This window comes from Pseudomonas sp. PDM09 (genome assembly GCF_014852305.1).
Lineage (GTDB): Bacteria > Pseudomonadota > Gammaproteobacteria > Pseudomonadales > Pseudomonadaceae > Aquipseudomonas.
In genome coordinates this window covers 39,237-63,716 of record NZ_JACVBI010000004.1, presented here as the reverse complement: position 1 = coordinate 63,716, position 24,480 = coordinate 39,237, and the positions used below count along the sequence as shown (strand labels likewise).

At 58.2% G+C, this 24,480-nt stretch carries 19 protein-coding genes and 2 pseudogenes; 10 read left to right on the top strand and 11 right to left on the bottom strand.

The features are described 5' to 3' along the window. Positions 1-40: 40 nt before the first annotated feature. Genes IB250_RS11530 through IB250_RS11505 form a run of 6 tightly spaced genes read right to left on the bottom strand, consistent with a single transcriptional unit; the run spans position 41 to position 7,445 of the window. The gene (locus IB250_RS11530) at positions 41-1,051 is read right to left on the bottom strand and encodes a chemotaxis response regulator protein-glutamate methylesterase (RefSeq protein ID WP_192344186.1); all 1,011 of its coding nucleotides are present in this window, start codon (positions 1,049-1,051) and stop codon (positions 41-43) included. Then, on the bottom strand, positions 1,048-3,336 hold the full coding sequence (locus IB250_RS11525; RefSeq protein WP_192344185.1) for a hybrid sensor histidine kinase/response regulator: 2,289 nt from the start codon (positions 3,334-3,336) through the stop codon (positions 1,048-1,050). The genes IB250_RS11530 and IB250_RS11525 overlap by 4 nt, the downstream gene beginning before the upstream one ends. Next, a complete protein-coding gene (locus IB250_RS11520; RefSeq protein WP_192344184.1) occupies positions 3,333-4,016 on the bottom strand; it encodes a chemotaxis protein CheW in 684 nt (227 codons plus the stop codon). Before IB250_RS11520 ends, IB250_RS11525 begins: the two co-directional genes overlap by 4 nt. Next, complete coding sequence (locus IB250_RS11515) at positions 4,013-5,290, bottom strand: CheR family methyltransferase (RefSeq protein ID WP_192344183.1); 1,278 nt, start codon at positions 5,288-5,290, stop codon at positions 4,013-4,015. Before IB250_RS11515 ends, IB250_RS11520 begins: the two co-directional genes overlap by 4 nt. Further along, entirely contained in the window at positions 5,287-5,823 is a 537-nt protein-coding gene (locus IB250_RS11510; RefSeq protein WP_123498087.1) for a chemotaxis protein CheW, read from the bottom strand. The genes IB250_RS11515 and IB250_RS11510 overlap by 4 nt, the downstream gene beginning before the upstream one ends. Continuing rightward, positions 5,823-7,445 carry a methyl-accepting chemotaxis protein gene (locus IB250_RS11505; protein WP_192344182.1) on the bottom strand — a complete coding sequence of 541 codons (1,623 nt, stop codon included), beginning with the start codon at positions 7,443-7,445 and terminating at the stop codon, positions 5,823-5,825. Before IB250_RS11505 ends, IB250_RS11510 begins: the two co-directional genes overlap by 1 nt. Positions 7,446-8,008: 563 nt before the next feature. Between IB250_RS11505 and IB250_RS11500 the strand changes: the two genes are divergently transcribed. Beyond that, positions 8,009-8,416, top strand: a complete 408-nt coding sequence (locus IB250_RS11500) for a hypothetical protein (RefSeq protein ID WP_192344181.1) — start codon at positions 8,009-8,011, stop codon at positions 8,414-8,416. Positions 8,417-8,543: 127 nt separating this feature from the next. Here the strand turns inward: IB250_RS11500 and IB250_RS11495 are convergent, their stop codons facing one another. Together IB250_RS11495 and IB250_RS11490 are read right to left on the bottom strand one after the other, a co-directional pair. After that, entirely contained in the window at positions 8,544-9,275 is a 732-nt protein-coding gene (locus tag IB250_RS11495) for a tellurite resistance TerB family protein (protein ID WP_192344180.1), read from the bottom strand. 349 nt (positions 9,276-9,624) lie between these two features. Beyond that, positions 9,625-12,480 carry an Ig-like domain-containing protein gene (locus IB250_RS11490; RefSeq protein ID WP_192344179.1) on the bottom strand — a complete coding sequence of 952 codons (2,856 nt, stop codon included), beginning with the start codon at positions 12,478-12,480 and terminating at the stop codon, positions 9,625-9,627. A gap of 203 nt (positions 12,481-12,683) precedes the next feature. On the opposite strand from IB250_RS11490, the pseudogene IB250_RS11485 reads away from it, so the two are divergent. The 7 genes and pseudogenes from IB250_RS11485 to IB250_RS11455 all read left to right on the top strand — a co-directional run. After that, positions 12,684-12,953 (top strand): annotated as a pseudogene (locus IB250_RS11485) (LysR family transcriptional regulator); the annotation flags it as partial. A 3-nt stretch (positions 12,954-12,956) separates the two neighbouring features. Next, positions 12,957-13,246: pseudogene (locus IB250_RS29045) on the top strand (aldehyde dehydrogenase family protein); the annotation flags it as partial. A 90-nt stretch (positions 13,247-13,336) separates the two neighbouring features. After that, on the top strand, positions 13,337-14,488 hold the full coding sequence (gene ydcS / locus IB250_RS11475) for a putative ABC transporter substrate-binding protein YdcS (RefSeq protein WP_192344178.1): 1,152 nt from the start codon (positions 13,337-13,339) through the stop codon (positions 14,486-14,488). A 189-nt stretch (positions 14,489-14,677) separates the two neighbouring features. Beyond that, positions 14,678-15,715, top strand: a complete 1,038-nt coding sequence (locus IB250_RS11470; protein ID WP_192344177.1) for an ABC transporter ATP-binding protein — start codon at positions 14,678-14,680, stop codon at positions 15,713-15,715. Position 15,716: 1 nt separating this feature from the next. Then, positions 15,717-16,664, top strand: coding sequence for an ABC transporter permease (locus IB250_RS11465; RefSeq protein WP_192344176.1), 948 nt, complete (start codon positions 15,717-15,719; stop codon positions 16,662-16,664). Further along, positions 16,654-17,478: an ABC transporter permease gene (locus IB250_RS11460; RefSeq protein WP_008072886.1), complete on the top strand. Its 825-nt coding sequence runs from the start codon at positions 16,654-16,656 to the stop codon at positions 17,476-17,478. Before IB250_RS11465 ends, IB250_RS11460 begins: the two co-directional genes overlap by 11 nt. Before the next feature lie 174 nt (positions 17,479-17,652). Further along, the gene (locus IB250_RS11455; RefSeq protein WP_192344175.1) at positions 17,653-19,077 is read left to right on the top strand and encodes a gamma-aminobutyraldehyde dehydrogenase; all 1,425 of its coding nucleotides are present in this window, start codon (positions 17,653-17,655) and stop codon (positions 19,075-19,077) included. Positions 19,078-19,289: 212 nt separating this feature from the next. Here IB250_RS11455 and IB250_RS11450 read toward each other — a convergent pair whose 3' ends face one another. Continuing rightward, positions 19,290-19,916, bottom strand: a complete 627-nt coding sequence (locus tag IB250_RS11450; RefSeq protein WP_192344174.1) for an RloB family protein — start codon at positions 19,914-19,916, stop codon at positions 19,290-19,292. A gap of 3 nt (positions 19,917-19,919) precedes the next feature. Then, a complete protein-coding gene (locus tag IB250_RS11445) occupies positions 19,920-21,173 on the bottom strand; it encodes an AAA family ATPase (RefSeq protein ID WP_192344173.1) in 1,254 nt (417 codons plus the stop codon). 437 nt (positions 21,174-21,610) lie between these two features. On the opposite strand from IB250_RS11445, the gene IB250_RS11440 reads away from it, so the two are divergent. After that, positions 21,611-22,117, top strand: coding sequence for a Bro-N domain-containing protein (locus IB250_RS11440; protein ID WP_123498063.1), 507 nt, complete (start codon positions 21,611-21,613; stop codon positions 22,115-22,117). A gap of 71 nt (positions 22,118-22,188) precedes the next feature. Here IB250_RS11440 and IB250_RS11435 read toward each other — a convergent pair whose 3' ends face one another. Then, the gene (locus IB250_RS11435) at positions 22,189-22,374 is read right to left on the bottom strand and encodes a hypothetical protein (protein ID WP_192344172.1); all 186 of its coding nucleotides are present in this window, start codon (positions 22,372-22,374) and stop codon (positions 22,189-22,191) included. 412 nt (positions 22,375-22,786) lie between these two features. Here IB250_RS11435 and IB250_RS11430 point away from each other — a divergent pair, with 412 nt between their 5' ends. Beyond that, positions 22,787-24,412 carry a glucan biosynthesis protein D gene (locus IB250_RS11430; protein WP_192344171.1) on the top strand — a complete coding sequence of 542 codons (1,626 nt, stop codon included), beginning with the start codon at positions 22,787-22,789 and terminating at the stop codon, positions 24,410-24,412. Positions 24,413-24,480: the final 68 nt, after the last annotated feature.

The following is a 24,480-nucleotide window of genomic DNA, read 5'->3' as shown; positions in this document are numbered from 1 at the left end:
ACCTGAGTACTGCCTTGGCCACGATTGCTGCTAATAATAGTCATTTTGAGAAGATCTCCAGCAATCGTGGCGCTATCTTGTCCAGTGGACGAACTTCCACAGCCGCGTTAATGGCCGCGGCCGCCTTCGGCATGCCATACACCGCACTGCTTTGTTGGTCCTGAGCGATGGTCAGGTAACCCTGCTGGCGCATGAGTTTAAGCCCTTGCGCGCCGTCACGCCCCATACCGGTCAGCAGAACACCCACAGCGTCACCGCTCCAGTAACTGGCCACACTTTCGAAAAACACATCGATCGACGGCCGATAGATCTCGTTGACCGGTTCGGCGGTGTAGGCGAGTGTGCCGTTTTTCAGCAATCGAATGTGATGGTTGGTGCCGGCCAACAAGACCACGCCGCTTTGCGGCCGTTCGCCTTCCAGGGCCAGGCGCACGTTCAGGCCACTGGCGCTGGCAAGCCATTCGGCCATGCCGGCGGCGAACACCTGATCCACATGCTGGACCAGCACGATGGCCGCCGAAAAATCTCGTGGCAGGCCCTTGAGCAGCACTTCCAGCGCCGCCGGCCCGCCGGCGGATGAACCGATGGCCACCAAATGCTGGCGCGAAGACGAGTGGCGGTGCTGGCTCGGTGCCGATCGCACCCGATTGCTGTGGTCACCAATCAGCCAGCCAATGTTCATGATCTTGCGCAGCAGCGGTGCGGCGGCTTCCTGAGGATTGCCGCCGCCGATAGCCGGGGTATCGACCACATCCAGCGCGCCGTAGCCCATGGCTTCGAACACCCGGTGCACGTTCTGCTCGCGGTCGACAGTGACAATGACAATCGCGCACGGGGTCTCGGCCATGATCCGCCGGGTCGCTTCCACACCGTCCATCAACGGCATGATCAAATCCATCAGGATCAGATCCGGGGTGTATTCAGTGCAACGTTGCACTGCCTCGGCCCCATTGCCGGCGACCCAGATCACCTCGTGCGCCGGTTCGAACGCCAAAGCGCGGCGCAAGGCCTCTACCGCCATGGGCATGTCGTTGACGATAGCGATTTTCATGCCCGCGCGCCTCCAATGAGCTCAACCACTGCATCCAGCAAAGCGTCATCATGAAAACTCGCTTTGGCTAGATAATAGTCGGCTCCGGCGTCCAGTCCACGGCGACGGTCTTCTTCGCGGTCCTTGTAGGACACCACCATCACCGGCAGGGATTGCAGACGGTTGTCGCGGCGTACCAAAGACACCAGCTCGATGCCATCCATGCGCGGCATGTCGATGTCGGTGATCAACAGATCGAAGTCCTCTGAACGCAGGGCGTTCCAGCCATCCATACCGTCCACCGCCACAGCGACGTCATAGCCGCGATTGAGCAGCAATTTGCGCTGCAACTCACGAACGGTCAGCGAGTCGTCCACCACCAGAATCCGTTTACGCGCCGCTTCGACAACCTGATTGGCGTGCCGGGCAATGCGCTCCAGACGCCCGGTATTGAGCAGTTTGTCCACCGAACGCAGCATGTCTTCGACGTCGACGATCAGCACCACCGAGCCGTCGTCGAGCAAGGCCCCGGCGGAAATGTCCTGCACCTTGCCCAGGCGCTCATCCAGCGGCAGCACCACCAATGTGCGCTCGCCGATAAAGCGCTCGACTGCTACCCCGTAGATCGCCTCGCGCTCGCGGATGACCACGACTTTGAGGGTTTGCGCGTTGTTCTGGCTCGCCGGGCGATGCAACAGCTGACTGGCGGCGACCAGCCCGACATGCCGGCCTTCGTACCAGAAGTGCTGCCGGCCTTCGACCTGCACGATATCTTCCGGCGCCAGGTCGCACATGCGCTCGATGTGCGCCAGCGGGAAGGCATACGCCTCATCACCGACTTCCACCACCAGGCTGCGCACCACCGACAGCGTCAGCGGCACTTCCAGATGAAAGCGACTGCCCTCACCCGCTGTCTGCTCCAGCACCACGGCACCGCGCAACTGGCGAACCATGTGCTGAACCGCATCCAGCCCGACGCCGCGCCCGGAAACTTCGGTGACCGCATCGCGCAGACTGAAACCCGGCAGAAACAGGAACGTCAGCAGCTCTTCTTCGCTCAACTGGGCGGCGGTTTCGGCTGGCGATAACTGCCGCTCGACGATGTTGCGCCGAAGCTTTTCCAGGTCGACGCCGTTGCCGTCATCGCTGAGTTCCAACACCAGCAGACCGGCCTGATGGGACGCTCGCAAACGGATCACGCCTTCTTCCGGTTTGCCGGCCAATAGTCGTTGTTCCCGGGTTTCGATGCCGTGATCCACCGCATTGCGCAGCAGGTGCGTCAGCGGCGCTTCGAGCTTTTCCAGAACGTCGCGATCGACTTGAGTCTTGTCGCCCTCAATCTCCAGCCGCACCTGTTTTCCAAGGTCGCGGCCGAGATCACGGACCATGCGCACTTGCCCGCTCAGCACGTCGGCGAATGGCCGCATGCGACAGGCCAGCGCCGTGTCGTACAACACCTGCGCACGCTGGCTGGCGTGCCAGGCGAACTCGTCCAGCTCGGCGTTTTTTTCCACCAGCAATTGCTGAGACTCGGCCCACAATCGACGGGCATCGCCCAAGGCTTCCTGGGCTTCGAGACTCAAGGCATGGTCCTTGAGATGGACGTTGAGGTTTTCCAGCGCCCGCAGGCCGTTGCTCTGCATGCGTCTGAGGCGCTGCATGGTGGCCAGATGCGGCTTGAGCCGCTGGGTTTCCACCAGGGATTTACTCGACAGGTCGAGCAGGCTGTTCAAGCGCTCGGCCGTGACGCGCAATACGCGTTCGCCACTTTCGGTTGTGCGTTTAGTCGTGGGCGCTGGCTCGGTGGGCGCTGCCGGGGAGGCTTCGGCGGTGGCCGGCATGGGCGGCTCAACCTTGGGCGTCGGCGGTTGCATCTGAAGCTCTGCCATCGGCGGCGCGATGGGCGCAGTGGCCGCCATGTGATCAAGCAACCGTCCCATCAAGACGACGTAAGCGTCGATATCCGCTGGCGCCGGAGCGTTGCCCGGCGTCGCAATCCGCATCAGCAGATCGGTGCCTTGCAACAGTGCATCAATGTGTTCGGGCCGCAGGTACAGGCGGCCTTCCTGGGCACTGACCAGGTAATCTTCCATCACATGGGCAACGCTGACCCCGGCATCGACACCGACAATCCGCGCCGCGCCCTTGAGCGAATGGGCCGCACGCATGCACGATTCGAGGTAATCGGCCTGGGTCGGATCGCGCTCAAGCGCCAAAAGACCTGCGCTCAGCACCAGGGTCTGGGCCTCGGCTTCGAGGCTGAACAGTTCCAGCAAAGAGGCGTCACGCATTTGCTCGGGGGTCATGTGAGGCTCCGGGTCACGGCGGATAGCAGCTGTTCTTCATCCAGCCAACGCAGGCTGCGACCTTTGAATTGCAAGACGCCACGGGTGTATCTGGCGCTGGCCTGGGTGCCGGATTGGGACGCCGCCTCGAGAATGCGCTCGTCGATGGCGTGAATCCCGTCCACCTCATCCACCGGTACCACCACCGGTCCGCCGTGGGCGGCGATGATCAGCATCCGCGGCATCACCCGCGCGCCGGACGCCACGCCACTGGTGGCATCGAGCCCCAGCAACTCCACCAGCGACAGGCACGCCACCAAGGCACCGCGCACATTCGCCACGCCGAGCAACGCCCCGGAGCGCTGGTGCGGCAAGGAGTGAATCGCTTGCAACGGCGCCACTTCGACCAGGCTGCGAGTGGCCAGGCCCAACCATTCTTCGCCGAGGCGAAACATCAGCAGCGAGCGGGTTTTCACATCGCTTCCGGCCACCGTGGTGACTTGCTCACGGTCGTCCTGCTGCAAGGCATAGCGATCGAGCAAGCGCGTGGCGGCGACCGAATACACCGCGCAGTTGCGACAATGAATGTGCTCGCTCAGCAATGGGCAGGACTTGTCGCCGTGGATACCGATGCGGTTCCAGCAGTCGTCGATGGCCTGGGCATTTTCATGGATGACGCTCAAGGAATCGGCGGCGTTCATCGTTTACGCTCACTGTCTGCGGCGCGCTCGCTGCGGGCGGCGCGGGCCTGCAATCGTTGGGCTCCCGCCGTGTCGCCTTGGGATTGCAGCAAGGCGGCCAGGTGCATCAACGCGTCGGGGTGTTGCGGCTCGAGGTACAACGCCTTGCGATAAAAGCCCTGGGCCTCGAGAGCGCGGCCGGCGACATCGCTGAGCAGCCCCAGCCAATAGAACACCTGCGCCACCGGCTCGTGACTGCGCAAAAAACTGTCGCACGCGGCGCGGGCCTCCGCGCTTTTGCCTTCATTGGCCAGCGCGGCAATGTTCGCCAGCAGCGTAGTGGCGTCTGAAGGGGTAGTGGCCGAAGGGGTGGCGGCGACCTGAGGCATCGGCACCACCGTTGCGAAAGGCCGACTGCGCACTGGCGGCGGTGTCACGCTGCGCACCGGTTGTTGCACCGGCAGCGGCGTCGGCACGAAGGTCGCGAGCGGCTCTTGCGCACTTTGACGACTGAAGGCAAACGACTGCGGGATGCCGATCGAGCGCATGCCGAAACGACCCAGCAGACTGCCCTCCGCCGGACCGATAAACAGCACGCCGTCGACGTGGGTCAGGCGCTTGAGCACTTCGAACACTTGCTGCTGGGTCGACTGATCGAAATAGATCAGCAAATTGCGGCAGAACACGAAGTCATAAGGTGGCTCATTGGCCAGCAAGGCCGGATCCAGCAGATTGCCGACCTGCAAACGCACCTGCTCAATCACGCGCCCACTGAGGCGATAGTTGTCGTTTTCAGCCGTGAAATGCCGCTCGCGGAAGTCAATGTCCTGGCCACGAAACGAATTCTTGCCATACAGCGCGAGCCTGGCCTTCTCCACCGACAGCGGGCTGACATCCATGCCGTCGACCTTGAACTGGTGCGGCGCCAGCCCGGCATCGAGCAATGCCATGGCAATGGAATACGGCTCTTCGCCGGTGGAACACGGCAGACTGAGAATCCGCAGGGCGCGCATGTTATTGATCGCCGCCAGCCGCTTGGCCGCCAGTTTCGCCAGCGTGGCGAAGGATTCCGGGTAACGGAAAAACCAGGTCTCGGGGACGATCACCGCTTCGATCAGCGCCTGCTGTTCGTCGCGCGAGCCCAGCAGAGTGTGCCAATACTCATCGGCCGTCAGCGCCCGGGCCGCCGTGATGCGCTGGCGCACCGCGCGTTCGATGATCGCCGGGCCGACCGAGCCCACATCGAGGCCAATACGTTCTTTGAGAAAATCGAAAAACCGTTGATCGCTGCTCATCCCTGCTCCTCAAACTGCGCCAGGTCCAGCGGCGGCGAGGGAAACAACAAGGCGCGGACCTGTTCGTCCAGCAAATCGGCAACCCGCACCCATTGCAGTAAACCCTGGGCATCTTCGCGCACTGGCCCCAGGTACGGCGCCTGGCGATTGTCCAGGCCATAAGGCTGAAAGTCCGCCGGGTTGCAGCGCAACGTGTCGGTGGCCTGTTCCAGAATCAGCCCGAGCAATTGCGCAGGCGTCGCCTCATCCGGCCGATAGTGCACCAGCACCAGCCGCGTACTGTTGCGAGCCTGGGCCGGTTGGCCGAACGTCAGGGCGCTGAGGTCGATCACCGGCACCACCGCGCCGCGACAGGCAAACACCCCCGCCACCCAGTCCGGTGCCTGGGGAATCGGTTTCAACGGCAGCTGCGGCAGCACTTCGGCCACCTCGATGGCCTGCAAGGCGTAACGCTCGTTGCCGATGCGGAACACCAGAAACAACGACTGTTTCACCGGCATCACCGCGCCGCGCTTGACCGCGAGCTCGCTCATCAGACTTTGAATCGCGAAACGCCGCCACGCAGCCCCACGGCCACCTGGCTCAATTCATCAATGGCGAAACTGGCCTGACGCAAAGACTCGACAGTCTGGCTGCTGGCATCGCCCAACTGCACCAACGCGTGGTTGATCTGCTCGGCGCCGGTGGCCTGGGCCTGCATGCCTTCGTTGACCATCAACACCCGTGGTGCCAGTGCCTGAACCTGATGGATGATCTGCGACAACTGCTCGCCCACCGACTGCACCTCGGACATGCCACGGCGCACTTCTTCGGAAAACTTGTCCATGCCCATGACCCCGGCCGACACCGCCGACTGAATCTCGCGCACCATCTGCTCGATGTCGTAAGTGGCCACCGCAGTCTGGTCTGCCAGGCGCCGTACTTCGGTAGCGACCACGGAAAACCCGCGACCATATTCACCGGCCTTCTCGGCTTCGATCGCGGCATTCAGGGACAACAGGTTGGTCTGGTCGGCGACTTTGACGATCGTCACCACCACCTGATTGATGTTGCCGGCCTTCTCGTTAAGGATCGCCAGTTTGGCGTTGACCAGATCGGCCGCGCCCATCACCGAGTGCATGGTGTCTTCCATGCGCGCCAGGCCTTGCTGACCGGAACCGGCCAGCACCGACGCCTGATCAGCGGCGGTGGAGACTTCGGTCATGGTGCGTACCAGATCCCGCGAAGTGGCGGCAATTTCCCGCGATGTCGCGCCGATTTCGGTGGTGGTGGCAGCGGTTTCGGTGGCCGTGGCCTGCTGCTGCTTGGATGTCGCGGCGATTTCCGTGACCGACGTGGTGACCTGCACCGAGGAGCGCTGCGCCTGGGACACCAGCGAAGTGAGCTCGGTCATCATGTCGTTGAAGCCGGTTTCCACTGCGCCGAACTCGTCCTTGCGATCAAGATCCAGGCGGCTGCTGAGATCGCCGGTGCGCATGACTTCGAGGATATCCACGATGCGATTCATTGGTGCCATGATCGCGCGCATCAGCAGCAGGCCACAGAGGCCGGCGACGATGATCGCCACCAGCAAAGAGACGCCCATACTGATTTTGGCGGCGGTCACCGCTTCGCCGATGGCCAGCGTGGCTTCTTCAGCTGCATTGTGATTGCGCTCGATGAGGCTGTTCAACTGCTTACGCCCGTTGATCCAGGCCGGTGTCAGCTTTTGCTCCAGGGCAATGCGCGCTTGCTCGTACTCTTTGCGCTGATAGAGGTCGAGGACGTTGCTCATTTCTTGATTGAAGACCTGATGACGAACTTCGAATTCGTCGAAAATGGCCCGATCGTCCGGTTGAAAAATGGTCTTGCGGTAGTAGGCCATTTGCTCGCTCAAGCGCTCTTCGAAGCTCTTGTACATGGCCTGGTCGGCAGCGGTCAGTGCGCGATTTCCGGAAAGACCGACAATCTGCTGGGTCAGGTTATAACTGTCGACCCAGGCACCGCGCATCATCGAACTGAAATACACCCCCGGCACCGAGTCGGTGCGAACCTTTTCTTCGCTGACTTCGATCTTCATCAGCCGAGAAAAGGACACCACAACCATCAAAAGCATGATCGCGATAATCACCGCAAAGCTCGCCAAAATGCGTTGGCGCAACGTCCAGTTCTTCACAGTCAGTCCTCGGTGCGGTTCGAATTGCGGGGGAGTATAGCCGAGGGTGGTGCTTCGGTTATCAGATGGACGAAGGCCGGATTGGATCTGGATGGCGCTTTACGCGATAGAGGGTGGGTGCCAAAGGGTAATTCGGAGGAAATGAACTATGGAAGGGGCATTGAGGGATGTGGTGCAGATGAAGACGCCTTCGCGAGCAGGCTCGCACACACTGGATCTTCAGCGGAGCCAGATTTTGTGTACGACGGTGATCAACGCAGGGCTTGCTCGCGAAGAACGATAGCGCAGTGCCAATGACGTCCTCATGTGGCAAGGGAGCTTGCTCCCGTTGGGCCGCGAAGCGGCTCCGAAACCTGCAGCGCGCGACTTCTTAATGTCAGTCACCGTCAAGAAAAAACTTGCTTAAAAAAAGCCCCTGAATATTCAGAATAAAAACTAACAAACCAATACCAAAACACGCCAACCAACTATCAATTCTGACAGTAGCCACCCTAGCCACTTACTTCTAATCTACCCCAAGCGACACAACAACCCTGATACTAAACTTTTAAAAAGGCACAGACATGAACGCTAAAGTAGACATCAGCCAATTACTCTTAGAAAAGACAACAGCCACCGGAACATTTACCGCAAAAGACGAAAATGGAAATGAAGTATTTTCAGCCGATTCCGTGGTTTTTCACAAATCGGGTGATGATTTTTCCTTTTTCGGCACCCGCACCTCAGGAGCAGTTCAAGAGTATATTGCCCTTGGCATTTCTAAGGTACCGGAGGATGGAAAATACTCGAAAACAGCCGAGGAACATCCAATAAAGTGGGCCGCTCGGATAACAGAAAACTATTCACCAGCTGAATCAGGCAAACTGAACGTCGAGTTCAGCGATAATCGACAGCAAGCGCAGGGCAATTACAAGATGAGGTTAGAAAACGGCAAAACATTAAAAGGCGAATTTGATATCAAAAACTCTTAGTTAGTATCTGCGCCTATTGTCGGACGAGCCACACCTGACTTTAAACAAACAACCCCGTCAACCTTGAAAACAGCGTTGATGGGGTTTCGATGGTATTGAAATTCGGTAAATCGCCTCTGCGATTTGTTCACCCGAGTGACGATGACGCCTGCCGCACCTGCTTCTCCAACTCGGCCTTCAACCCCGGCTCCAGCTTCAACTGCCGCGCCAGTTCATCGAGGTAGGACTTTTCCATGAAGCTCTCTTCGTCCACCAGCATCACACTGGCGATGTACATTTCGGCCGCCATTTCCGGGGTGCTGGCGGCGCGGGCGACGTCGGTCGGGTCCAGCGGTTTGTTGAGTTCAGCGTGCAGCCACTGCTGCAGTTCCTGATCGTTGTCGAGCTTGGTGAACTCGCCTTCGATCAACGCACGCTCGCGTTCATCCACATGACCATCGGCTTTGGCCGCCGCCACCAGCGCCTTGAGAATCGCCTGGCTGTGCTGCTCGACTTGCGCCGCTGGCACACGGTCGAGGGTTTGCGGTTCGGTCTTCGGCGCGCTGCCTTGCTGGGTCTGCCAATTTCCGTAAGCCTTATAGGCAATGACCCCCAGCGCGGCGAGGCCGCCGTAAGTCAGGGCCTTGCCGCCCACACTGCGAGCCTTCTTGCTGCCCAGCAACAGACCCATGGCCCCAGCCGCCAATGCACCACCGCCGGCGCCCGAAAGCACACTGCCGAGCCCGCCAGCCCCACCACTACCACCAAGCAAGCCGCCCAGCCCAGCGGCAGCCGATTTGTTCTGCGTCCCGCCAGCCTTGTTCTGCAACAGATCCTGACCGGACTTGAGTAACTGATCGAGCAATCCACGGGTGTTCATTTGCTGCCTCCACGAATTCGGGTTAACCGGATCATTAAGGCCATCAGCCTGGACCGAAAGTGCCCGGTGTCGTGGGTGAGAGTGCTTCAGGATGTTGCTTGCTACTGGCAGGCGCTGATTTTCTTGGCCACGCCCCAGTGAGCCAACCATGGGAGCAGGGTGTCAGATTTTTATATAGACCTGCGTTTTATATCTGCAACAACATAGTTATTGATTCGCCACCAACGTGTGCAGCGCAAAAAAAAAAACGGAACAGTTTTAAAAAAATCCGTTCCGCTTTTTATTCTTCACTTTACTCTTGCTCTTCCTGTTAAGAACCTAACAACTCATTCGCCCAAAAGCCCGCCTCTTACTCTTTCGCTTCAAGCGCCTTAGTTATTTCAAGCATTTCAAGCTCCTCAGCCATTTCAAGCTCTTCGCGCATCTTGATCTCTTCGAGCGTTTTTGCCTCGAGCCTTTCTTCCATTACAATAGTGGTAATTCTGAAATCATTTCCAGCATTAGTTGATGTGTGATTACGCAATGCAAACTCAACCACTCGGTCGTTGGAAAACGTACCAGGGTAGCGTAAAGTTCCTGACTTCCAACTTGCGTTAGCCCCTGTATTGATAGTTCCCCCACTTGCGCCTGCGACCATTATATCCAATGTTGTACCATTCGTATTTGAAGTTGTATTCGCACTAGCACTGTAAATAAAGTTGTAGAATTTTCCAACCCGCACCGGAACTTGAAAGTTCATAATCGTGGTAGCCCAATTAACATTTGCATCGGTATTTGAGCGGACATACCATAGCCCCGCCTGCTGTTCCACATATAAATTATTACCAGTATTATAGGGTGGTTGACGAACCCAACCTTGAAAGGTTCCGTCATTAAAACTCCACCTCGCCTTAAAATTAAACGTTCTCGCTAGAGACTCCGGCTGAGTTCCATACTTGGCTTTAGCCTTGAAACTGTACCTTCCTACAGTCACGGCAACAGACGGTAGCCGCCATGTACCTGTGGCATCAACGTCCACGACCCATTTCGACGCATTCCCTTCGAAAACTTCAACTTGCATGTTCCGCGTCGCCTTGCCGGTCAGCGTCACTGTGGTCGACACCAAAGCACGTTCGTAGTTGGCGTTGTTGGCGATTTCCTGGCTGCTCGGGTCTTTCACCGAGGTGATCTCCGGCGTCACTGCAGCGACGACGGTAAAGATCCAGTCCGTCGTAACCTGACCACTGCCATACAGTGCTTTCGCGGTAAAACTGTGCGCCGCCACGTTCAGCGCCGAGACCTCCAGGGTCCAGATGCCGGTCGTCGCGTTGGCGGTGGCCTCGCCCCTGGAGGTGGCGCCATCGAGAATCTGCACCTTCTGGCCTTTGCTGGCCGTACCGGTGAGCGTCACGCTGGTCTCGACGGTGAAACCGTTGTGAGGGACTTCGACGTCCTTGGCGTCCTTCACCGAGGTAATGGTCGGTGCAACGACTGCCGTTACATTCACCACCCACGCCGCCGAAACCTGACCACTGCCATACAGTGCTTTCGCGGTAAAACTGTGCGCCGCCACGTTCAGCGCCGAGACCTCCAGGGTCCAGATGCCGGTCGTCGCGTTGGCGGTGGCCTCGCCCCTGGAGGTGGCGCCATCGAGAATCTGCACCTTCTGGCCTTTGCTGGCCGTACCGGTGAGCGTCACGCTGGTCTCGACGGTGAAACCGTTGTGAGGGACTTCGACGTCCTTGGCATCTTTCACCGAGGTAATGGTCGGTGCAACGACTGCCGTTACATTCACCACCCACGCCGCCGAAACCTGACCGCTGCCATACAGCGCTTTAGCCGTCAGGCTACGCACACCGACCGCGACGGACATGGTTGCGGTCCAAATCCCGCCCACCGCTGTGAGTTCGCCTCCTATTGGGGCATCTCCATCATAGAGCTGCACTTTTTGGCCAACACTGGCGCTACCCGTGATCGTGATCGTGATCGAGGTCTCGGTCGTGGTGCCACCATTGTCGATTTCACCCTTTGAATCTGTCACGCGGGTGATTACTGGCGGCACAGTCACGGCCTCACCAATCACCCGCGCCTTGGCCTCCCGCGAGGAATATTTCTGCTCGCCGTTTCTTTTCAGCACATACTTCACGGTCACGGTCTGGACGGAAACGACCTTGTCATTCGGGATTTTCAGTACCACACGCACCGGCTCCCCGAATTCGTCCGCCTGAACATTTCCCCCTACGGTCATCACCACATCCGGCAGCCCCGGTGATTGGCCGGTGTAGGTCGCTTCGATGAAGTCGCCCACTTCGAAGCGAGGGTCTCTCACCAGGATAATCACATACAGGTAGGCCCCCAGTTTTCCCAGGTCGATGATGCCTGACTCGTCGTCGGCCTCACTCAGAATTTCGCGCAGAATCGCAGCTGGCAAGCGGGTGCCCGCCAGATCTTCGTCCACGGTTTGGGTTGCAGACCAGATAGCATCGGTGTCCGGGACGTTTCCGAGCTGGTCGGTGACGGTGTAGGAAAAGTTGAGCTCATGGTTGGGTCTTTGCGCGACTTCCAGGTGGGTGCGGGTCACGGTAAAACACACCCTGGTCGCGATCGGTGAGCCCGGATCGGGTGGTTCAGGCGCTTCGTCCCTGCCAACGATGAAATGCGTGGGTTCACCGTTACACTTCAAGGTAATCGTGTCGTAGGCTCGGCAGTAGGGATAAGACACACACACTTGGGCACTGACGAAGTCGGGGCCGACGCCGTTCTTGATGGCGTCGGGCAACAATAACTCCAGCTCGGAATGGCCCTCGACCTCCGGAAATATATCTTTTAAACCGGGCCGGATTTTGTTGTACAGCATCGTCAGCATCGGTGAGTTGCCAATATTCTGGCTGCCGCGATTGATGATATAGAAGAGTTCATTGATCCGATCAGCATGCAACCGGCCTTTGGGGATGCGCAGGGTCGTGATCGCGTTCTCATCCTCAATGATTTTGCTGTACAGAAACGTGGTCTCCCCGAGCAGCCACAGCTCCATGACATCCCCGGGATTCATCGTGCCCGACAACGGCGGATCGATCTCGACGGTGGCGCCCTCACCGTCAGTGACGAGATCGTAAATCACCAGGGACACGCCGATATCGGCCCCTTCGACTGGCTGGGTCGCGCGAAGCACTCGGGGTCGATCCAGCACTAGTACGGTGTTATCGGGCGATTCCGGTAGGGTCATGATAAAGGCTCCTGCACGATGGGCTTTGGGTTGGGTTATCCAATACCGATACGCGGGAACTGGCTACTGTCAGAACTAACAGGTAGAAGGTTTTTCCAGACGAACGGTAAAGCGTATCCCCAGATACCGCTGCGCAGGCTACCCATCGATTTAAAAGATATACACCCGGGCAAATCGATACCCCCCCCACCCGGTAATTCCCCATGATGACCCTGCGTCAGATCCGCCACTTCATCGCCGTGGCCGAGACCGGTTCGATCTCTGCCGCGGCGCAAACCGCGTTCATTTCTCAATCCACCCTGACCCTGGCCATCCAGCAACTGGAGCAGGAAATCGGTGTCGGGGCCAAGGTGGACAATGCCAAACGCAGCCTGCAACAGAGCACCGATCAGGTTGCCGGGCAGTTGATCATCGGCGTGACCAGCCTGGTCGCCGGTTATAACCTGGCGGATTTGCTCACCCGGTTCCAGCGCTAGGGCGACATCTTCGAAGCGCGGCCGATCGCCGACCTGAGCCAGACCCTGGCGTGGCGTCGCAGCACTGCCCGGCCCGCTTTGGTGGCGGAACTCGGCCTCGCCTCCTCGGTCTGGTCGCGGCGCGTTTGCAGTACGGCTGCACCTGGATCAACAGCCATTTCATGCTGGTCAGCGAAATGCCCCATGGCGGCCTGAAGCGCTCGGGATATGGCAAAGACTTATCCAGTGATTCGCTGCAGGACTACAGCGTGGTGCGCCACATCATGGCCCGTCACGGACAGCATTTATAAAAGCGCACTACGCTAACAATTAGCCATAACGGCATTGGCTTCACCCCGTTCAGAACTGCCCCGACCATAATTTAAAGAAGAGGGTTCACCATGCTTGTGCACAAGACCGCACTGCTCAGTGCAATCACCACGGCACTGCTGGCCAGCGCCAGCCTGCAGGCCGCCGAGCCGCTGAAAGCCGTCGGTGCCGGCGAAGGTCAGCTGGATATCGTCGCCTGGCCCGGCTATATCGAACGGGGCGAAACCGACAAGACCTACGACTGGGTGACCGGCTTCGAGAAGGAAACCGGCTGCAAGGTCAACGTCAAAACGGCCGGCACGTCCGATGAAATGGTCAGCCTGATGGCCAAGGGCGGTTACGACCTGGTGACGGCGTCCGGCGACGCCTCCCTGCGTCTGATCGCCGGCAAACGTGTGCAACCGATCAATACCGCATTGATTCCCAACTGGAAAAATCTCGATCCGCGCCTCAAGGATGCGCCGTGGTATGTGGTCAACAACCAGACTTACGGCACCCCTTATCAATGGGGCCCGAACGTGTTGATGTACAACACCAAGGTGTTCACTCAGCCACCTAGCAGTTGGGGGGTCCTGTTCGAAGAGCAGAAGCTGTCCGACGGCAAATCCAACAAGGGCCGCGTGCAAGCGTATGACGGCCCGATCTACATCGCCGACGCGGCGCTGTACCTGAAAACCGCCAAGCCGGAACTGGGCATCACGGATCCTTACCTGCTCGACGAAAAACAGTACAAGGCCGTTCTCGACCTGCTGCGCGCCCAGCAAAAGTTGATCCATCGCTACTGGCACGACACCACCGTGCAGATGAGTGACTTCAAGAATGAAGGCGTGGTGGCTGCCAGCGCCTGGCCCTATCAGGTCAACGGCCTGATGAACGAGAAACAGCCGATCGCCTCGACCATCCCGAAAGAAGGCGCCACCGGGTGGGCCGACACCACCATGCTGCACGCCGAGGCCAAGCACCCGAACTGTGCGTACAAGTGGATGGACTGGTCGCTCACGCCGAAGGTCCAGGGCGATGTGTCCGCCTGGTTCGGCTCATTGCCGGCGGTTCCGGCGGGGTGTAAGGCCAGCGAACTGCTGGGCGCCGAGGGTTGCAAGACCAATGGTTTCGACCAGTTCGACAAGATCGCCTTCTGGAAAACCCCGCAGGCTGAAGGCGGCAAGTTTGTGCCTTATAGCCGCTGGACCCAGGATTACATTGCGATTATGGGTGGTCGCTAACACCAACTGATCGTTCCCACGCTCTGCGTGGGAATGCATCAACGGACGCTCCGCGTCCATTCGCGCAGAGCTGACGCAGAGCGTCATGGGCTGCATTCCCACGCGGAGCGTGGGAACGATCATCAATGAAGATTTCAGAAGTCCAGGCAAGGTCACTGTGATGATCCTCGCCTTTTCGGAGCAACGCACATGACGCTTGCAGTCCAGTTCACCAACGTTTCCCGGCAGTTCGGCGAGGTGAAGGCCGTTGACCGGGTTTCCATCGATATCCAGGACGGCGAGTTCTTTTCCATGCTGGGCCCCTCCGGCTCAGGCAAAACCACCTGCCTGCGCCTGATCGCCGGTTTCGAACAACCGAGCGCTGGCTCCATCCGTATTCACGGCGCCGAAGCTGCGGGGTTACCGCCGTATCAGCGTGACGTGAATACTGTGTTCCAGGACTACGCGTTGTTCCCGCACATGAACGTACTCGACAACGTCGCCTACGGTTTGAAAGTCAAAGGTGTCGGCAAGACCGAACGCCAAAAACGCGCCGAAGAAGCCCTCGATATGGTCGCCCTCGGCGGCTATGGCGAGCGCAAACCGGTGCAACTCTCTGGCGGCCAGCGCCAGCGTGTGGCCCTGGCCCGCGCGTTGGTCAATCGCCCGCGTGTGTTGTTGCTCGACGAACCCTTGGGTGCCCTCGATCTGAAGCTGCGCGAGCAAATGCAAGGCGAGCTGAAGAAGCTGCAACGCCAGCTCGGCATCACCTTCATCTTCGTTACCCACGACCAGACCGAAGCGCTGTCGATGTCCGACCGCGTGGCGGTGTTCAACAAGGGCCGCATCGAACAGGTCGACACACCGCGCAACCTGTACATGAAGCCGGCAACCACGTTCGTCGCAGAATTCGTTGGCACTTCCAATGTGATTCGCGGCGATCTGGCCCGGCAGTTGAGCGGCAATCCACAGCCGTTTTCGATCCGCCCGGAACACGTGCGTTTCGCCGAAGGCCCGTTGGCCAGCCATGAAATCGAAGTCAGTGGCCTGCTGCACGACATCCAGTACCAAGGCAGCGCCACCCGCTATGAACTGAAACTGGAAAACGGCCAGACGTTGAACATCAGCCAGGCCAACGTTCAGTGGCTGGATGTCAGCACGCAACACCAGACCGGGCAACGCATCAGCGCTCGTTGGGCGCGCGAGGCGATGATTCCGCTGCACGACAATATTGTGGGCGGGGTGTGAGATGAACAGCGTGGCCGCTCCTCAAACCCCTGCCAGCGGCTCGCCGTTGCGCCGGTTTTCGAACGTGCTGTACCGGCGGCCGAACCTGTATCTGTCGCTGCTGCTGGTGCCGCCGTTGTTGTGGTTCGGTGCGATCTATCTTGGTTCGCTGTTGACGTTGTTGTGGCAAGGCTTCTACACCTTCGATGACTTCACCATGACGGTCACGCCCGAGCTGACCCTGGCGAACTTCGCAGCGCTGTTCCAGCCGTCGAACTTCGACATCATCCTGCGCACCCTGAGCATGGCTGTCGTTGTGTCGATTGCCAGTGCAATCGTGGCGTTCCCGATCGCCTACTACATGGCGCGCTACACCAGCGGCAAGACCAAGGCGTTTTTCTACATCGCGGTGATGATGCCGATGTGGGCCAGTTACATCGTCAAGGCCTACGCCTGGACCTTGCTGCTGGCCAAGGGCGGCGTGGCCCAGTGGTTCGTTCAGCACCTGGGGCTGGAGCCGGTGCTGCAGTTCGTGCTCGGGATTCCGGGCGTCGGCGGCAGCACCTTGTCGACCTCGCATCTGGGGCGGTTCATGGTGTTCGTCTACATCTGGCTGCCGTTCATGATCCTGCCGATCCAGGCCTCACTGGAACGCCTGCCGCCGTCGCTTTTACAAGCTTCGGCCGACCTCGGTGCCAAACCGCGTCAGACCTTCATGCAAGTGATTCTGCCGCTGTCGATTCCGGGCATCGCCGCCGGTTCGATCTTCACCTTTTCCCTGACCCTGGGCGACTTCATCGTGCCGCAGCTGGTAGGCCCGCCGGGCTACTTCATCGGCAGCATGGTCTACGCCCAGCAAGGGGCGATCGGCAATATGCCGATGGCGGCGGCCTTCACGCTGGTGCCGATCGTGCTGATCGCCATTTACCTGTCCATCGTCAAACGTCTGGGGGCTTTCGATGCGCTCTGATACTTCATCTCAAGACCGGGCATCCCTGGGCCTGCGCATCGCTGCCTGGGGCGGGTTGGTGTTCTTGCACTTCCCGATCCTGATCATCTTCCTCTACGCCTTCAACACCGAAGACGCTGCGTTCAGCTTTCCGCCCAAGGGCTTCACCCTGAAGTGGATCGGCGTGGCGTTCTCCCGGCCCGACGTGCTGGAAGCGATCAAGCTGTCGTTACAAATCGCGGCCGTCGCCACATTGATTGCGCTGATCCTCGGCACCCTCGCGTCGGCGGCGTTGTACCGGCGGGACTTCTTCGGCAAGCAAGGCATCTCGCTGATGCTGATCCTGCCGATTGCCCTGCCCGGAATCATCACCGGGATCGCGCTGCTGGCGACCTTCAAGACCTTGGGGATCGAGCCGGGGATGTTCACCATCATCGTCGGCCACGCGACCTTCTGCGTGGTAATCGTCTATAACAACGTCATCGCCCGCTTGCGCCGCACGTCATACAGTTTGATTGAGGCCTCGATGGATCTCGGCGCCGACGGCTGGCAGACCTTCCGCTACATCGTCCTGCCGAACCTCGGCTCGGCGATGCTGGCCGGTGGCATGCTGGCGTTTGCGCTGTCGTTCGACGAAATCATCGTCACCACCTTCACCGCCGGCCATGAACGCACCTTGCCACTGTGGCTGCTCAACCAGCTCAGCCGCCCACGGGACGTGCCGGTCACCAACGTCGTCGCGATGCTGGTGATGATGGTGACCATGCTGCCGATCCTCGGCGCTTATTACCTGACCCGGGGCGGGGAAAGCGTTGCGGGCAGTGGCGGGAAATAACGGACAACGCATTTCCGGTGTGGGAACCAGATCCTGTAGGAGCGAGGCTTGCCCGCGAAGGCGGTGTGTCAGTCGACATTAATGTTGAATGTAAAATCGCCTTCGCGGGCAAGCCTCGCTCCTACGGGAGTTCGGTTCCGACAGAAATACAACAGCTTCGATGAGGACATAGCCATGCAAACCAAACTCTTGATCAACGGCCAACTCGTCAATGGCGACGGCCCTACCCAAGCCGTGTTCAATCCGGCTCTGGGCCGTGTGCTGGTAGAAATCAACGAAGCCAGCGAAGCCCAGGTCGACGCCGCCGTGCGGGCCGCCGACAACGCCTTCCAAGCCTGGTCGCAAACCACGCCGAAAGAACGCTCGTTGCTGCTGCTCAAACTCGCCGACATCATCGAAGCCCATGGCGAAGAGCTGGCCAAACTGGAGTCGGACAATTGCGGCAAACCCTACAGCGCCGCGCTGAACGACGAGATTCCGGCGATTGCCGACGTGTTCCGTTTCTTCGCCGGCGCCAACCGTTGCATGAGCGGCGCGCTGGGAGGGGAATACCTGCCCGGCCACACCTCAATGATCCGCCGCGACCCGGTGGGCGTGATTGCCTCCATCGCGCCGTGGAACTACCCGCTGATGATGCTCGCCTGGAAAATCGCCCCGGCCCTGGCCGCCGGTAATACCGTAGTGCTCAAACCGTCGGAGCAAACCCCGCTGACCGCCCTGCGCCTGGCAGAACTGGCGTTGGACATCTTCCCGGCGGGTGTCCTTAATCTGGTGTACGGCCGTGGTTCTGCGGTCGGTACTGCACTGGTCAATCACCCGAAAGTGCGCATGGTGTCGCTGACCGGCTCCATCGCCACTGGCTCGAACATCATTTCCAGCACCGCCGGCAACGTCAAACGCCTGCATATGGAACTGGGCGGCAAGGCGCCGGTGATCATCTTCGACGATGCGGACATCGACGCCGCCGTGGAAGGCATTCGCACCTTCGGTTTCTACAACGCTGGTCAGGATTGCACCGCCGCCTGCCGCATTTACGCGCAAGCAGGCATCTACGACCAGTTCGTCGAGAAGCTCGGTGCGGCCGTCAGCAGTATCAAGTACGGCTTGCAGGACGATCCCTCGACGGAGCTTGGCCCGTTGATCAGCGCACAACATCGCGACCGCGTGACCGCGTTGGTCGAACGTGCCATGGCGCAACCACACATCCGTTTGATCACTGGCGGCAAAGCGGTGGAAGGCAATGGCTTCTTCTTTGAGCCAACGGTGCTGGCCGACGTGCAACAGGACGACGAGATCGTGCGCCGCGAAGTGTTCGGGCCGGTAGTGTCGGTCACCAGGTTCACCGATGAAGCGCAGGCGCTGGCCTGGGCCAACGATTCAGACTACGGCCTGGCGTCATCGGTCTGGACCACGGACGTCGGCCGTGCCCATCGCCTGTCTGCACGCCTGCAGTACGGCTGCACCTGGGTGAACACCCACTTCATGCTGGTCAGCGAAATGCCGCATGGAGGTCAGAAACTGTCCGGTTACGGGAAGGACATGTCGATGTATGGGCTGGAGGACTACACCGTTGTGCGGCACGTGATGTTCAAGCATTGAAAGCTTCGCGGGCAAGTCGGATCGCCGCACCGCTCGCTCCTACAGGATTTGCGCAATCTCTGTGAGAGCGGGCTTGCTCGCGAATGGCGTCACCGCACAATAAAGGAAGACCCCGGCAACGCGCACCGCCAAGTCCCACACCAAAAGCCAAAAAAATTGAACCCATTTAACACCATCAATGCTGGCCACATCTCTTGGCAGGGTTGATGGTGCTAGATCGGCTGAGGCTTGGAGAGGATTTCGAATTCATCCATCAGCAGATGGATTTCGGTACTCGGATTGGGTTCGCCGCTGATGGCGACGTCTTCGAGAATCCTGGGTGCCAAAGCTCTGGCTTTCTGAAAAGGCTCACCCAATAGCTGAGCAAAATAGTTGATGCCTTTGCCCTTTTGGTACGTATCCATGTTCGGTTTTTCTCTGAGGCTCTTGGCTACCAAGTCGCCCGGAGAGTTTTTCCCAACAGCTCTAAATGGCTTTCGATTAAAACCGAAGTGCAAAAGAAGCCAAAACTCAAAACAGGGAAACGATGCTATGACTTTGATTTTCGGATGAGGTCTCGCCAGATCTATCGCTCTCTCAAAACATTGGTGCGTATCGCGATCCAATGCACAAAACACTTTGTCGAAACGTTTCTGACGGGCAATGGCTCTTTCTACTATTCCGCTCGGGTGCGTGACGCCGCAGTGGGCAATTTCTACCTGAGCTTTGGCGCGAAAATGCAACGCAGCCTCCTCCAGATACCGTTTTCCTGACTTGCTATCTTCACAGAGAACCAGCACTTGGGGCTGAGGCTTGAATCTTGATTTCTTCCGATCAAATGATTTTATCGAGTGCACCATTGGTCACCCCTGCCTAATCAGAGGCAAACCGCGGTAACGGCCTTCAAAGTAGCGTTTCTCAACATCCTCCCCCTCTCGTCCTTCAAAATCGTGAACGGAAAAAACACTGGTTGCACCATTGGCATCGCGCTCAGTGATCCAGAACTGATCACGCCGCAGAATTTTTGCATTCATCAGATGAGTGTCGTGTGTCGTAAAGATCAGCTGAGTATCCAATCCGCTATCGAGATGTTTCCCGATCAGATCAGCGACTATTTCTGGATGGAGGCTGCTGTCCAACTCATCGACAGACAGTATCCCGCTTCCATCTACGCGATTGATCATGAACCAGGGCAACCAAAAGCCAATCAGGTTTTTTGTGCCTCCGGACTCCTCTGAAAAATCAAACTCTGCTGTTCCCAAAAGACTTGTATGTGTCAGGGTCACTTTGTCTTTTTGCGCCGCTGCGAAGAATTCTTTAAGCGTGAGCTTCTTCTTGATCGGAACAGCATCTGCATCCTCGGTATTGAGTTGAATAGCAGACACCGGAATATCCACTGCCCTTAGGAACTCCTTCAAATCGACTGTGTAGTCCGAGGCAACCTGTAAAAACCTGATGGAGGCGGCAGACAGCCCCATCATATTGTTCTGCTCAATGACAAGAAGACCGGTTTGAAACCAGGTAAACGGCGCTCGCAACTGAGTCAACTCTTCGCTGCTGTTCGCAACGGCCTGCGAAATAAACAACACCTTAGGGCTCGTCAGGCGCCGCCAGGCATTGTGGACATCCTTCCCCCCCTCAAGACTTGAACCAAAAATATACTGCTCTCCCTCATCACCAAAACGACGTTCATACAGCAGTGTTTCTTTCCCTTTGGGATAGGAGACCAGTTGTTCCTTGATTATCCGTTGCGAAGTAATGCGCAGAACAAACCGATATCGGAGCCCGTTTTGAATGAAGTTGTATTCAAAAAAACTGGGTTCGTCCTTGAGCTGCGAGTCAAAACGAAACGGTGAAACCGGCAGCGGTTCATCATTTGAGGACGGGGTCGTTGCGAGCAAGCGCCCCATAATCCCCATCGCCTGGATAAGAGAAGATTTACCGGACGCGTTAGGCCCGTAAATCGCCGCTACCTTCAACAAGTCCGGTAGTTTTTCGCCACTTACGGAAGGTTTGAATACATTGCGCTTTTTACTCAGGCGTGGGGTCGCCACCATGGACAGAGTTTGCGTATCACGGAAGGAGCGATAATTGGAAACCGAAAATTCGATCAACATGTAGAAATCCTGCACTTAATTCCGGAAAGCAGAATAAATATAGGAAAAACCATTCATTTGGCGCTGTCTCTCTGCACCTCGTGCAAAAACAGGAAATTCCTACAGATGGAGCCTTCCGGCAAATACAACAATTCCTACAACAAGCATCGCCAGAGTAGACTTGGCGCCGCGTGCGCCTGAACGATAGGCTTATCCCGTCACTGCCAAATCAGCGACCCGGGGTCGAAGCCGGAACATCATCAACATGGCGCATCCGCGCCCCCATATGAACTGGGGCAATTTTTGCCTTTCAGTTTCGCTTTATGGTGGGCCGTGTGGCGCGGGCCTCTCGGCTTACATGTTGATCGAGAATGTTCCGACTTCGAACGCCGCGCGGTCCGCCACCCCAATCTGTCGAAGGATTAGTGGCGGCTTCCTTTTCAACATGGAGTCGAAAAATGCTTGAGCACACGCTAAATCCCTCTGAAATCCATCCCCATTACACTCCTACTGTCTTCACCCGCCACAATCGCTTCCTCCACGCCTTCATGCAGGACAACCAAGCCTGGTTCTGCGTCCAGGACCTCGGTCGTCTGATGGGTCGACCGATGGACCAACGGCTCACCCTGAAGCTCGATCCTGATCAACGCCAATATGTCTGGCTGCTGAAGAACGGTAAAACGACCGAATCACTGATGGTCAGCGAATCAGGGATGTATGCCCTGCTCGTTCACCATTTCGTCCCGGAAAACCGAAACCTGCGCCAGTGGCTGAGCAATGAGGTCATCCCAATGCTGCGTGATTCGAAAGCGACATCTGTGGATAACATTCCCAGCCTGAGTTCGTTGCAATGGGCTGGGGTTTCTGTGCCGCTGCTGCATTGGCAGCATCAGGCCTGGATCAAGTGGCGGGACATGCCTGACCTGATGCAAGCACAGCGGCCATTCACGATTTGTAGCCGTTGAACTGATGCACAAAGGGACGGACTTTTACAGTCCGCCCCTTTGGTTTTCCAACATCACTCAATCTCCTACCGTTAAAACCGCGAAACACTGCGCATCGCATCCACCAGATACCGCATCGCAATCCGGTCGCTCTCCGACAGCTCGCGATACCGCTCCACCAACTTCAACTCCTCCGAACTGAGCCGACGCCTTCGCCGACCGGTGGTCAGCCAGGGAAAGATTCCTAATATTTCAGTGATGCCTTGTACTTTCGACATGGACGATGTCCTTCTATACGTCAGAGAAAACTGCAAAACCGCATCGCCCTATCACTTTCAGCGGCCGTCTTGTACGCGCTGAACCCACCGGCCTGAAGGGCCGAAACCGGTCATGCCCATAGAATAGAAATTAAATCGGCGCTGAAAAGCGGTTTTTAGAGTAATTAGTCGAAAAAAGCAGATATGCCCTATAAATCAGAAAGCTCTGTGAGAAACGTTACCCGACATGTCTTGTTTCATTGCCGCGCTGTCGCGGTGCCATCAAACATTTTTGCTCTGCAACTGAACGGTTTAAGCTTATTGGCATCTGCTCTAAAGTCCGTTGCGTTTGGCCGAAGGCATGTCCGAACCGTTATTTCTGATCCAGCACGTGCCAGGAACGGCGCGGGATTGTTCACGACAGGTTGTACTTATGCACCGCAGGAATTTGCTCAAAGCCTCCATGGCCATCGCGGCTTACACTGGTCTCTCAGCCACCGGCCTATTGGCCGCACACGCCTGGGCTGGCAGCAGCACGGCTGATGGCGACGCTGTGGCGTTCGACTTCGAAGCGCTGAAGAGCCAGGCCAAACAGCTCGCCGGCAAGCCTTATCAGGACACCAAACAGGTGCTGCCGCCGACGCTGGCGACCATGACACCGCAGAACTTCAACGCGATCCGCTACGACGGCAATCACTCGCTGTGGAAGGACTTGAAAGGTCAACTGGACGTGCAGTTTTTCCACGTCGGCATGGGTTTCAAGCAACCGGTGCGCATGTACAGCGTCGATCCCAAGACTCGACTGGCGCGCGAGGTGCATTTCCGCCCGTCGCTGTTCAACTATGAAAAAACCACCGTTGACACTAAACAGCTCAAGGCCGATCTGGGTTTCTCCGGGTTCAAGCTGTTCAAGGCTCCGGAGCTGGATAAGCACGACGTGTTGTCGTTCCTCGGCGCCAGCTATTTCCGCGCGGTGGATGCCACCGGCCAGTACGGTTTGTCGGCCCGCGGCCTGGCGATCGATACGTACGCCAAGAAGCGTGAAGAGTTTCCGGACTTCACCAAGTTCTGGTTCGAGACACCAGACAAGGACAGCACCCGTTTCGTGGTTTACGCCCTGCTCGATTCGCCGAGCGCCACTGGCGCCTACCGTTTTGACATCGATTGCCAGGCCGAGCGTGTGGTGATGGAAGTCGACGCCCACGTCAATGCCCGCACCGCCATCGAGCAACTGGGCATCGCACCGATGACCAGCATGTTCAGCTGCGGCACTCACGAACGGCGCATGTGCGACACCATTCACCCGCAGATCCACGACTCTGATCGCCTGGCGATGTGGCGCGGTAACGGCGAATGGATCTGCCGCCCGCTGAACAACCCGGCCACCCTGCAATTCAATGCCTTTGCCGACACCGACCCGAAAGGTTTCGGCCTGGTGCAGACCGATCACGAGTTCGCCAATTATCAAGACACCGTCGACTGGTACAGCAAGCGCCCGAGTCTGTGGGTAGAACCTACAACCGCTTGGGGCGAAGGCTCTATCGATTTGCTGGAAATTCCTACAACCGGCGAAACCCTGGATAACATCGTTGCATTCTGGACGCCGAAAAAACCGGTCGCGGCCGGGGACTCCCTCAACTATGGCTACAAGCTCTATTGGAGCGCTCTGCCACCGGTGAGCACACCGCTGGCACGGGTCCACGCGACCCGTTCGGGCATGGGCGGTTTCATTGAAGGCTGGGCGCCGGGCGAGCATTACCCAGAGGTCTGGGCACGACGCTTTGCCGTGGACTTTACCGGCGGCGGTCTGGACCGCTTGCCCGAAGGCGTGGGGATCGAGCCGGTGGTGACCTGCTCGAATGGCCAAGTGAAGGACTTCAACGTGTTGGTGCTGGATGACATCAAGGGCTACCGCATTACCTTCGACTGGTACCCGACCAATGACAGCGTGGCTCCGGTGGAACTGCGGTTGTTCATTCGCACCAATGACCGGACGTTGAGTGAAACCTGGTTGTACCAGTATTTCCCGCCTGCACCGGATAAGCGTAAGTACACCTGAGAGTTAGCCGGGGTCTGAAATGGCCCCTTCGCGAGCAAGCCCGCTCCCACAATCGATTTGTGTCGTAT